This is a genomic window from Streptomyces sp. NPDC037083 (assembly GCF_055606485.1).
Map to the genome: position 1 here is coordinate 227159 of NZ_JBVJSQ010000013.1, position 12331 is coordinate 239489.

6 protein-coding genes are annotated in these 12331 nt (G+C 75.4%); 4 read left to right on the top strand and 2 right to left on the bottom strand.

The genetic code is table 11. From position 1 onward, the window contains the following. Positions 1 to 185: 185 nt before the first annotated feature. A complete protein-coding gene (locus ACZ7DE_RS30945) occupies positions 186 to 2300 on the top strand; it encodes an FUSC family protein (RefSeq protein WP_470766928.1) in 2115 nt (704 codons plus the stop codon). An 83-nt stretch (positions 2301 to 2383) separates the two neighbouring features. Here ACZ7DE_RS30945 and gap read toward each other — a convergent pair whose 3' ends face one another. Together gap and ACZ7DE_RS30955 are read right to left on the bottom strand one after the other, a co-directional pair. Then, positions 2384 to 3382 (bottom strand): type I glyceraldehyde-3-phosphate dehydrogenase, encoded by a 999-nt coding sequence (gene gap / locus ACZ7DE_RS30950; RefSeq protein ID WP_470766932.1) that lies wholly within the window; start codon positions 3380 to 3382, stop codon positions 2384 to 2386. 106 nt (positions 3383 to 3488) lie between these two features. Further along, positions 3489 to 4445 (bottom strand): GlxA family transcriptional regulator, encoded by a 957-nt coding sequence (locus ACZ7DE_RS30955; protein ID WP_470766934.1) that lies wholly within the window; start codon positions 4443 to 4445, stop codon positions 3489 to 3491. A 159-nt stretch (positions 4446 to 4604) separates the two neighbouring features. On the opposite strand from ACZ7DE_RS30955, the gene ACZ7DE_RS30960 reads away from it, so the two are divergent. The 3 genes from ACZ7DE_RS30960 (at position 4605) to ACZ7DE_RS30970 (ending at position 12308) form a co-directional block, all read left to right on the top strand. Further along, positions 4605 to 5780 (top strand): S1 family peptidase, encoded by a 1176-nt coding sequence (locus tag ACZ7DE_RS30960; protein ID WP_470766936.1) that lies wholly within the window; start codon positions 4605 to 4607, stop codon positions 5778 to 5780. Positions 5781 to 6119: 339 nt separating this feature from the next. Continuing rightward, a complete protein-coding gene (locus tag ACZ7DE_RS30965) occupies positions 6120 to 6968 on the top strand; it encodes a pectate lyase (RefSeq protein ID WP_470766938.1) in 849 nt (282 codons plus the stop codon). A 108-nt stretch (positions 6969 to 7076) separates the two neighbouring features. Then, positions 7077 to 12308, top strand: coding sequence for a hypothetical protein (locus ACZ7DE_RS30970; RefSeq protein ID WP_470766940.1), 5232 nt, complete (start codon positions 7077 to 7079; stop codon positions 12306 to 12308). The last annotated feature ends 23 nt before the right edge of the window (positions 12309 to 12331 follow it).

The window sequence follows — 12331 nt, forward strand, 5'->3', positions numbered from 1 at the left end:
CGCGCCGCTCCGCGACGCCACCCGGCAGGGGCCCCGGGCTCCGGCCGCGACCGGGCCCCGCGCTCCAGCTGTGTTCCGCGCGTGGGCCCGGGCCATCGACGAGCGGCCCCGTCTGCGGGGACGTCACGGCCGCGCGACACTGAAGCTGCCGACGATCCCCGGGGGGCGCGCGGAGAGGAGCGCTCATGTCCGAGCGGCCCTCGCTCGCCGAATCCGTCGGGGCCGGCCGTCGCGCGGCACGTGTGACGATCGCCGCGGCGGCCGGGTTCTATCCGGCCGCGTACCTTCTCGATCAGCCCGTGACCGCCGTCTACGCCCTGTTCACGCCGATCGCGTTCGGCGTTCTGTCGCCGGTGCCGGGATCCGGGCGCCGCCGCGCCGGGACCGTGGTCCGCGCCCTGCCGGCCGCAGCGGCGCTCGCCTCCCTGGGCACCGCCCTCGCCGTGGGCACCTGGCCGGCCGTGGCGGGCATGCTGCTCGTCGGGTTCGCGCTGACGTTCGGCGCGGTGTGCGGCCCCCGGGCGGCCGGGACCGCGCCCGGGCTGCTGCTGTTCTACATCCTCGCCTGCTTTCCCCCGTTCGCCCCGCACACCCTGCCTCAGCGGCTGACCGGGATCGCCGCGGGCGGCGTGCTGCTCGTCCTGTGCGAGGCGACGGTGTTCCCGGATCCGCCGGACCCGTCCTACCGCGGCCGGATCGCCGACGTTCTGGATCTCGCGGCCCGCTCCGCCGACTCGCCGGCACGCGGCGGAGGTCCCGGGCCCGGAGCGGCCGTGCGGCTGCGGTCGGCGGGCCGGGAGCTGCGCTTCTCCCGGCTGCCACCGGGGGCGCGCCCGACGGGAGCGGGCAGACGGGACCGTGCGCTGGCCCAGGCGGGTTCCGCGACCCGACGCCTCGTGGACCAAATGGCCGCCCTTGCCCGGATGCCCGCCGCCCGGGTGGACACGGCCTCGCAGGAACTGCTGCGGGGCATCGCGGCAGCCTGCCGCGAGACGGCCGGCTCGCTGCGCCGCAAAGGCCCGGGGGCGGGGCCCGAGCTGATCGAGGAGATGATCGCCCAGTTCCTGGTCTCGCGCGACGCGGACCCGGAGGGGCGCGCCCGTCGCCCGCACGAGGTGCTGCGCCGGCAGTCGACGGTGCTGACGATCGCGGTGTCGGCCGTGACCGTGAGCGCCGCCGTCGGCCTGGCGTTCGGCGGCCGCCGACCTCTGCACGGACTGCCACGCGAGCAGTTCTGGTACGCCGGTACCTCGACGCCCCGCCTGTTCCTCGCCCGGCTCACCGGCAATCTCACGCCGCGCTCGGTCGTCTTCCAGAACGCCTTGCGCACCGCGCTCGGACTCGCCCTCGCCCGGCTGGTGGCGGGCTCGCTCGACCTGGCGCACGGCTTCTGGGTGCTGCTGGCCGTGCTGACCCTGGGGCGCACCACGGCGGGCGCCACCTGGTCCGCCGTCCGCGCGGCCGTCGCGGGCACGCTGGCCGGTGCGCTCGCCGCCGGACTGCTCCTGGTCGAGGCGGGCGGCGCCACCGAGGTGTACGCCGCCCTGCTCGTGCCGGTGATGCTGGTCGCCTTCACCGTGGGCCCGCTGGAGGGACCGGCGTGGGCGCAGGGGCTGTTCACCCTGGTGGTGTCGGTGGCGTTCGCGCAGATCGCGCCGGTGACGTGGCGGCTCGCGGAGCTGCGCGTCGTCGACGTGCTGACCGGCAGCGCGGTGGGACTGCTGTGCGGTGTCCTCGCCTGGCCTTTCGGGGCCCGCGCCGAGACACGGCGCAGTATGGCCGCTCTGCTGCGCGCCGCCGCGCCCCTGGTGCGGGCCACCGCCGACGCCGCTACCGGGTGCGGCGGCCCCGGCCGACCCGGCGACGGGGCCGATCAGGCCGTTGTGCTGACCCGGCACCGGCTGCGCATCGCGGAGGGCGCGTACGCGCAGTACCGCACGGAGCCCGCCGCGCCCCCGGCCGAGCACGAGCCCGACTACCTCGCGGCGCTCAACTTCGGCTCACGTGTGCTGGTCGGCGCCCACTGGCTGCCCCGGACGGACCAGGTGCGCGAGCTGCCCGGCGCCGCCCGGAACTGGCTGCGGGACGTCACCTCGGAGGTGGAGGCGGCCGCCGTCAGGGCGGCCGGCTTCCCTCCGGGCGGCGTCAGCGTCCGGCCGTCACCGCCGCCGTCCCTCGCCGCGGGGGCGCCGCCCGGGGTCCTGTCGCTGCTGAGCGACATGGAGGTGTGGCTCGACGCGCTCGCCGCCGACCTGCGGGCCGGCAGCGGTCACCGGCCGGCCCGGGCGGTCCCATCCTGAGCGGTCGCCCGTCCGGCCGTTTCACGTGACGCGGCGACTGGCTCGTCGAGCGGTGGGGACGAGCGGTCGAGCCCGGCGCCCGGTCAGCGGGCGGCGAGGAGTTCGAGCGTGTCGATCACCCGGTTGGAGAAGCCCCACTCGTTGTCGTACCAGGCGACCACCTTGACGTGGCGGCCCTCGACGCGGGTGAGAGCCGAGTCGAAGATCGACGAGGCCGGGTTGCCGGTGATGTCGGAGGAGACGAGCGGGTCCTCCGAGTACTCGAGGACACCGGCCAGCGGGCCCTCGGCCGCGGTGCGGTACGCCGTCAGCACGTCCTCGCGGGTCACGTCGCGGGCGACGGTGGTGTTGAGCTCGACGATCGAGCCCACCGGGACCGGCACGCGGATCGAGTCGCCGGACAGCTTGCCGTCGAGGCCGGGCAGCACGAGGCCGATCGCCTTGGCCGCGCCGGTCGTGGTCGGCACGATGTTGACGCCGGCGGCGCGGGCGCGGCGCGGGTCGCGATGCGGACCGTCCTGCAGGTTCTGCTCCTGCGTGTAGGCGTGCACGGTCGTCATGAAGCCGTGCTCGATGCCGGCGAGGTCGTCGAGCACCGCGGCCAGCGGCGCGAGCGCGTTGGTCGTGCACGACGCGTTGGAGACGATCGTGTGCAGGTCCGGGTCGTAGGCGTCGGTGTTGACGCCGTACGCGAGCGTGACGTCGGCGCCGTCCGAGGGCGCGCTGACGAGCACCTTGCGCGCGCCCGCGTCCAGGTGGGCGCGCGCGGCCTTGGCGGAGGTGAAGCGGCCGGTCGCCTCCAGCACGATGTCGACGTCGAGCGCCGCCCAGGGCAGCTGCGCCGGCTCGCGCTCGGCGAGGACCTTGATGCGACGGCCGTCGACGACGAGGGCGCCGTCCTCGACGGTGACCGGGCGGCCCAGCCGGCCGGACGTCGAGTCGAAGGCGAGCAGCCGGGCCAGGCCGGCCGGCTCCGTGAGGTCGTTGACGGCGACGACCTCGAGGTCGCTGTCGCGTTCGAGGAGCGCGCGCAGCACATTGCGTCCGATGCGGCCGAAGCCGTTGATGGCGATGCGAGTCATGAGTGATGTCCCTTCGGTTCGCCACCAGCCTGGCGTGTGCCGTCCGCCCATGACCCGGGCGTGAGCGCCATGGTTCGCAAGGATCTCGCCAGGCCGTCGTCTCCGGCTACTCGCCCCGGGTGAAGGTGCGCCGGTACTCGCTCGGCGTGGTGCCCAGGATCTGCTGGAAGTGCAGCCGCAGGTTGGCGCCGGTGCCCAGCCCGACGTCGCCCGCGATCTGCTCGACGCCGCGCTCGGACCGCTCCAGCAGCTCACGTGCCCGGTCGATGCGGGCGCGCATCACCCACTGCATGGGCGTGTATCCCGTGTCCTCGACGAAGCGCCGCGACAGGGTGCGCTCGGACACCGCCGCGTGCCGGGCCAGCGTCTCCAGGGTGAGGGGTTCGTCGAGGTGGTGCAGCGCCCACTCGCGGGTGGCCGCGAAGCGCTCGCCGAGCGGCTCCGGCACGCTGCGCGGCACGTACTGCGCCTGGCCGCCGCTGCGGTAGGGGGCCGCGACCAGGCGGCGGGCCGCGTGGTTGGAGGCGGCCACCCCGAGGTCACGGCGCAGGATGTGCAGGCACAGGTCGATGCCGGAGGCCGCGCCGGCCGAGGTCAGCACGCTGCCCTCGTCGACGAACAGGACGTTCTCGTCGACCCGGACGCGCGGATGCCTGGCCGCCAGCGCCCGGGTGTAGTGCCAGTGCGTCGTGGCGCGTCGGTCGTCGAGCAGGCCCGTGGCGGCGAGGGCGAAGGCCCCCGTCGAGATGGCGGCCAGGCGTGCGCCCCGGTCGTGGGCGGCGAGCAGCGCCCCGACGACCTCCCGCGGCGGATCCTCGCGGTCGGGGTGGCGGTAGCCGGGGATGAAGACGACGTCGGCCCATCCGAGCGCCTCCAGGCCGTGGGCCACGTGGTACGACAGCCCGTCGCCGCCGGTCACCAGACCGGGGGCCGCACCGCACACCCTCACCTCGTACGGCATGCTCGCGCGGGTCGAGAACACCTGCGCGGGGATGCCGACGTCGAGCGGTTTGGCTCCCTCGAGCACAAGGACGGCGACACGTTGCAGGCGGGAGGACGACACCCGCAAAAGGGTACGGGGCGGCCGCGGGGACGCGAAGACCTGCCCGCATTGGCATAGACCTGACACTCCGTAGGCGCTAGGCTCTGCCGCGCCTCACCTGAGAGCGCTCTCACGGATCTGTTCCACCCCCACTCCACGGAACGAGGAAGGGCACCTCCCATGAGACGCACACGGCTCAAGCACGTCTGCCTCGCCGCACTCCTGACGCTCGCCGGTCTCGGCGGCGCGGGCATCTCCCCCGCCGCGGCGAGCGGCGGCGCCACGGCCTCGGCCACCCCGGCAGACGGCGCCCCTCGGGCATCGGCCGGGCTGCTGCGCGCCATGCGGCAGGAATTCGAGCTCACCGAGGACCAGGTGACGGAGCGGCTGCGGGCCGAGCGGAACGCCGCCGCGCTCGAACCGAAGGCACGGCGCACCGCCGGCGCCGCCTACGCGGGATCCTGGTTCGACGCCGCCGACGGCCGCCTGACGGTGGCCGTCACGGCGCAGGCGTCCCCGGCCACCCGTGCGGCGATCGGCTCCGAAGGAGCCGCCGTCCGCGTCGTCGAGCACAGCGCACGGACGCTGGACGCGGCGAAGGCGCGCATCGACGCTCTCACCGCCCCCTCCGCGGTGGGGAGCTGGCACGTCGACCCGGCGGCGAACACCGTCGTGGTCACCGTGGCCCGCGGCCGGGGATCCGACAACGATGTCCGGCGCTTCCTCGCGCAGGCCCGCACCGCGGGCCCCGTCACCGTCGAGACGGTCGCCGCGACCCCGCGCACCCTCGCGGCGGGCACGGTCGGCGGAGACCCCTACTACACCGGCAACGTCCGCTGCTCCATCGGCTTCTCGGTCCACGGCGGGTTCGTCACCGCCGGCCACTGCGGCGGCGCCGGCGCGGCCGTCCGGGACTGGGACGGCACCTACGTCGGCGACTTCCGGGGCTCCTCGTTCCCCGACAACGACTACGCCTGGGTCAACGTCGGCAGCGGGTGGTGGACGGTGCCGGTCGTGCTCGGCTGGGGCACGGTCCCCGACCAGCTGGTGCGCGGCTCGTCCGAGGCGCCCGTGGGCTCCTCCGTCTGCCGGTCGGGGTCGACGACCCACTGGCACTGCGGCACGGTGCTCGCGAAGAACGAGACCGTCAACTACAGCCAGGGCGCGGTGCACCAGATGACGAAGACGAGCGTGTGCGCCGAAGGGGGCGACTCCGGCGGCTCGTTCATCAGCGGCGACCAGGCACAGGGCGTCACCTCGGGCGGCTGGGGCAACTGTTCCTCCGGCGGACAGACCTGGTTCCAGCCGGTGAACGAAATCCTCAACCGCTACGGACTCACCCTGCACACCTACTGACGCCGACCGCGCGCCGTCGCCCGGCTCCGCGCACCGGCGCCACCCGGCCGGGGAGCCCGCACGGTTCGGCGGCGCGCACGCCCGGGACACCCCGGCCCTCCTCACCGGGGAAACCACTCGGAGGAGGCCGGGGACGCCCGGCCCCGAGCGGGCGGGGGTGGCCGCTTGTCAGGCGCGGCCACCCCCGCTCCACCGGCCGCCGGCCAGGAGGCGGATCTCCCCCGCAGGGGAGAACGGCCCCCGGCCGGCGGCAGGACCCCGGCGCCCCCGCCCGTGAACACGCCTGGTTCCGTGCCCGTATGCCCTCCTGAACGGATTCTGGAAAGGCGCGGTGATCACGTGACTGCTCGTTCCCCCCACTCCGGCCACCGCAGGCGTCAGAACAGAACTCCGCTGATCGCGGCGGTCGCGGCCGGCGTGCTCAGCCTCGCGATCGCGGCGCAGGCGGCCATGGCGACCGGCGAGACGGAGACCGCGAACACGTCGGCCGGCGCCCGCGTCCTCGCCGCGCCGCAGCCGGCCGGGGAGGAACAGCTCACCGGGACACGGCGGATCACCGGCGTCTTCGACGGGGCGCGGACCCGCTTCACCGGAGCGGGCGCACTGGCCGGAGACGGTCAGGAGGAAGGCCAGGAACCGCTGTTCGAACTCGCCGACGGCGCCGTCCTGAAGAACGTGATCCTCGGCGCTCCCGCCGCCGACAGCGTCCACTGCCTGGGCAGCTGCACCCTGGAGAACGTGTTCTGGGAGGACGTCGGCGAGGACGCCGCCGCCTTCCTCGGCAAGTCGGCGGACGCCGAGTACCTCGTCAGCGGTGGCGGCGCCGCCCGGGCCGCCGACAAGGTGTTCCAGTTCAACGGGGCCGGCACGCTGACGGTCCGGGACTTCGAGGTGGCCGACTTCGGCAAGCTGGTCCGCTCCTGCGGCAACTGCTCGCAGCAGTTCCGGCGGAACGTGGTGCTCGAGAACGTCACGGCCACCGCTCCCGGCGGTGAACTGGTCGGCGTCAACAGCAACTTCGGCGACACCGCCCGGCTGAGCGGCGTCACCGTGGTGAACGACCCGGGCCGCAGGATCGTGCCCTGTCAGAAGTTCCAGGGCGTGACCGACGGCGAGCCCGAGAAGCTCGACGCCACGGCGGACGGCGTGAACTGCGTGTTCGAGGAGGCCGACATCAGCTACCGCTGACGGGCCCGCAGCCTCGTCGGAGGGAGACGGACGACGCCTGGAAGTACGGGAGTTGAACACTTCGCGCCCCGCCCGCCCGGCCGTCGGCCCCTCCCTACGCTTGCGCGCGTGCGAGATCAACAGCAGGCGGACGACGACCGCCACGGCAGCGCCGGACGGCGGTCCCCCGTGGCGACCCGTGCGCCCCGGGCGACCGGTCCCGGCGGCGGGCCGAACCCCCTGCTGGGGCTGCAGCAGACCGCGGGCAACGCGGCCACCGTCGCGGCGCTGAGGGGAGCGGCCGCGGCCGGGCGGCCCGGCCCCGCCACCGCCGGCCGGGCCCGGCCGGCGCTGGACGCCGTCCAGGAGGTGGACGACGACTCCCTCGAACTCCCGCCGTATCTGCGGTACATGGAGGCGGGCGGGCTGTCGACGGCGTACGGGCTCACCGGCCACGAGTTCGTCACGGACACTCTGGCCGGCCGGATCGGCCGTCGCGACGGCGTCGTCGCGGAGATCGGCGCGGAACTCGCCGGGCGGCCCGAGTCGTTCTACGGACACGGCCGGGCTTTCGCCGTCACCGGAGCTCAGGGCGGCGACCGCTACGACGTCACGGTGACCCTCTCCCCCGCCGACGACGACCGGCCCGGCGTCTTCTCCCCCGCCGGCCCCGACCCGGAGGGCGCGGCCACCAAGGTGGACGTACAGCACCACAGCGCCGCCGGCGTCGCCCACGGCACGGGATCCTCCGCGTCCAAGGGCCTGTCGTTCACCGCGTTCGGGCTGGCCCCGGTGGCGCCCGCGGTATGGCTGGGTGCGGCGGCCACCGTCAACGCCCAGCCCTTCCAGTCGTCGCGGGACTCGCGCACCCAGCGCACCGTCGCGGAGCCGCGGGTGCTGCGCAGCGACAAGGGGTCCGTCGAGGTGCCGCGCAGAGTGCGCTACGGCGTGCGCATCGCCAAGGACGGCGCGCGCTCGGCGCAGCGCTTCAGCGGGACGGGCACGCTCACCATGCGCGTGCCGGTGGAGCATCTGGTGCCGGTCGCCGCGGGTGCGGCGCCGCCGCCGCGCCCGGTGGAGGCCGCGACCGCGCGGGCGGTGTCGCTGGCCGACTCCATGGCGCCGCTGGCCGTCGCGGACACCGCCGCCCCGCACCAGGGCGGCGGCGGGCTCTTCGACGCGGTCGCCTCGGCGCTGCACCCTGCCCTGACCTGGCCCGGCGCGCCCGGCCGGGCCAGGCTGTACGAGGCCACCGCCACCGCGACGGTGCTGGAGGACCTGCCCCGGCTGCTGCGCGACGGAGTGGTCGGCGAGGACCTGACGAGCCGGGACGGCACCACCACGGGCACCTACCGGATGCGGGCCGCGATCACCGAACTGGCTCCCGGCTGGAGCACCGGCAAGACGCAGTTGCGCACCCACCAGCAGGCCCAGCACGCGGTGACGGACACCGCGGGCAAGGGCCGCGGCGGCGCCTTCGGCGTGGGCCCGGCGGCGGGGTTCGGCGTCCTCGGCAGTGCTGCCGCCGTGCGCGGCACCGTCATGCCGGTCCTCGGCGCGCGCCAGACGCGGTTCAGCGTGGCCGAGCAGACGGTGTCCAGCCGGCAGGGCGCGGAGGTGCGCGGCGACAAGGTGCTGTATCTCGGCACGGTCCTGTTCACCGTCGAGGGCAGCGGTCCCGACTCGCCCCTGACCCGGGCGCGGGGCGGCGGCCGCACCGCGCACCACTCGATGCGGGTCTGGATCGGTCTGCGCGCCGACGAGGCCGCGGAACTGGGTCTGCCGCTGCCGGACGGGGTGAGCGCCGGAGAGTTCGTGAAGCGGCCGCTGCGGCCCTCGACGAACGCCGGGACCACCGAGAACCCCGGGACCGCCGAGTACGCGCAGGGCACGGGCAAGGGGAAGGCCGAGCAGCCGCCGGACCTCAAGGGCACGGGCCGCGGCACCGGCAGGAGCGGCGAGGAGCAGGGTGACGACCGGGCGCCCGAGTACCTCGAACGGCATCTGCCCTTCGGCGCGATGGGCTCCAGTGTGGCCATCAGCCGGCTGGACGCCGCGCCCATGATGCGGGCCGTGCTGCGTCTCTTCGCCACCGACCCCCGGCTGACCGGCTATCTGCCCGCCTTCGGCGAGGAGGAGCGGGCGGCCGAGCCCGGCCCGGAGGAGGCCGAGGTCCAGCGGCGCAACTACCGCGAGCTGGTCACCGTCCTGTCGGAGACCAACCTGCGGGTCAACAAGGACCAGTTGCTGTCGTCGGGCATCCGGGTGCGGATGCGCCGCAAGTCCCGCTTCCACACGCACGACGTGCAGGTGAAGGTCACCGGTTCGCTGCGGGAGACCGGCTATCTCGGCGACACCGGGGACTGGCTCGTGCGCTCCCACGCGAGCATCGCCGGCACCGTGCAGAGCGGGCGCGCCAGTTCGCGGACCGTCGCCGGGACGGCACTGGGGCAGTTCCGGCTGATCCCCGGCGCGCTGACCCTGTCGGCACGCGCCGAGAAGGGCCGTACGACGACCCGGCGCGGACAGGCCGGACCGACCCTGCGCACGGACGTCCTCACCAACGGCTCCGAGAACGCGAGCGTGTTCGGCGGGGCGCTGAGCCTGAGCGTCGGCGTCACCATGACGAGCCGGCAGCGCAAGCTGGCCCGGACCCTGACGCCGGGCGCGCCCGGCCAGGACGCGCCGATGCCCGAGCACATCGAGACGCTGCCGCTGGACGCACAGGACGTGCGGCTGCTCACCCCGACCGCCTTCACCCTGGACGACGCCGGAAAGCAGCGGCTGGACACCGGAACCGCCTCGCGCAGGGCACGGCACCACCCTCAGCGCGTCGAGTTTCCGGCGGCGGGCATCGGCGACCTGGCCGGGCTCGCCCCCGCGCAGCTGGGCGGCGGGGGCGTGCGCGACTGGGCGCTGGTGGAGACCGTCGGCGACGGGCAGCCCGTCCGGGACCTGGCGTTCGACCTGCTGGCGCGGGCCGCGGCGCGGGGACGGCGGGATCCCGGCCGACGGCCGCGCGAGGACAGGGCGCTGGAGACGGAGGGGCTCGCGCCCCGGCTGGCGATCGAGGAGCGGTTCAGTCCGCAGGCCGTGACGGCGGCGCTGCGGCAGGCGGTGTCCGCCGGCTGGGTGGTGCACAACCTGCGGTACGCCCGCCGGCTGGCCGAGCTGAACGGCGCGGTCGGCGCCCGGTTCGCGCTGACCGCCCCGCGGATCGTGCACCAGGGCGCCGGGGCGGGCACCGAGACCTTCGTCCTGGGCGGGCACCAGGTCACCGGCCAGGAGGGCGCGAGCCGCGGCAGCACGGTGCAGGGCGGGCTGACGGGCGCGGAGAACGGCTCCGAGTGGCGGGTCGCCGAGGGGGTCGCGGCCGGCCGCGCCCTGGGCTCCGGCGACACCGCGGCGCACACGCTCGTGGGCACCGTCGAACGCAACGCGCACACCTCCCGCAAGAGCCCGCTCCATCTGGTCCAGTGCGACCTGGTGGTGCGGATGGTCGCCGAGGTCATGGTGACGGGCGGCGGTCCGTACGTGGCGCGCGGTGGCCGTACGGTGCCTGCGGCCGTGGCCGTGTGGCTCACCGCGGACCAGCTGCGGGCGGCGGGACTGACCGTGCCCGGCGAGGAGCGGCACGAGGAGGCGGCCTCCGGCTCGGGTGGGACGGCGGCCGGATCGGGTGCGACGGCGGCCGGCAAGGGGACGGGTGAGTCCTCGCGGACCGCGCGGACCCGGGAAGCCGCAGGGCAGGCCGTGGAGCATGCGAGCGGTGTTCCGGACGGCGCGTCGGCGGCCCCGGCCCCGCCCGTCCCCGGCCTGGCCCGGAGCCTGCCGCTCGGCTTCGGCATGATCGAGGACCTGCCGGACTTCGTCCCCCTGTTGGACGGCATCCGCGACCGGCTCGGCGCCCCGCTCGCCGACGACCTGCTGCCGCGCACCCGTCTGACGGACCGTAACGACAACGTGCAGCGGCTGCTGCGGGTGCTCGACCGGGACGGTTCCGCGGGCCTGCTGTCGAGCGCGATGGACGGGGGCGTGGGCGTCGAGTTGTTCGACGGCCGCAAGCGCCCCTACCGGGCGGTGTTCAGCGTCCGCCGGACCGGTCGGGGCCGCTTTCTGGAGACGGCCTCGGACGGCCGGGACATGGAGTACATCACTTCCGCCGCGGCGCAGCGGGCCGCCGCCCATGACGAGAGCGACACGCGGGGCGTGGAGGGCGTGCTGGCGGGTTCCGGGAAACCCGACGGTGGCGCCGGGCAGTTGAAGAGCGCCGGTGCGGCCGCCGGCCTCGGCGTGTCGGCGGGCGACTCGCGGCGCTCGGTGAGCGTCGGACGCGCCCAGTCGGGTGTGAAGACGGTCGCCGAGGCGTCGTCCGCGCCGTCGGCCCGGATGCGCGTTCCCGTGGAGGCGGGGCTGGAGGTCTTCTCCGGCAATCGCCGGGTGGCTCTCGCCAGGCTGGAGAACGTGAGCCTGACCCATCGCGTCCTCACCGCGGACCTGCACGCTCTCGCGCGGATCGCTCCCGTCCGGCCCCGGCGGTCGCTCGGGCGGCCGGTGCCCGCCGAGGAGGGCGGCGCCGACCGGCTGGGCCCCTGGCGGGAGGGCGGGGTGCGGCTGCCGATGGAGGCCCAGGTCAACGGGTTCCGGGGGACGCCCAGGGTGCAGCAGGCCGTGGACGACGCGGTGCGGCGGGCGGGCGGGAGCGAGCGCTTCCGCACGGGCGGCGAGGCCGCCTTCCATCTGCTGCGCGAGGCCGTCTCCACGGAGTGGCTGATCGCGGCGCTGCCTCTGCTGACCGCCGCGGGCGTGGATCTCCCGCCGGTGCACGCGACCGGTGCGTCCGGCCAGGACCTGCGCACCTCGCTGCACGCCCGGCTGCGGACGGGCCGGGTGCTGGGCGTGGGCGACAGGATGACGTTCGAGACCGTCGCGCAGAGCGGGCCGGACGCGCCGCGCCCCTCGGGCGCAGAGGGGCAGCAGGCGAGCGAGCACGGCAAGGCGGTGCGCGGACTGTTCGGCGCGGGCGTGCTGAACGCCGACGAGTTCCGGATGAACCAGTTCCTCGGCGCCGTGGACGGCTCCGGCAGCGCGACGGACACAGTCGCCGGCGCCGCCGGTTCGATCCCTCTCCACAAGCCCAAGTCCGAGTCGGTGCTGGTGCAGTTCACGCTGGACGTGCGGGTGGTGGCGCAGGTGGCCGACCGGATGTCGGGGCGGGCGTCGACGGCCGTGCAGGAGGTGACCCTCCCGGATCCGGTGGTCGTCCGTATGCCCGCGCCCGCGGTGCGGCGCCTGCTGGCCGACCGGGCGAACGCCGGACGCCTGGTGGACCCGGAGCGCAGCCTGACGGCGGACGGCTGACCCGGCGTCCGGGGCGGCCCCGG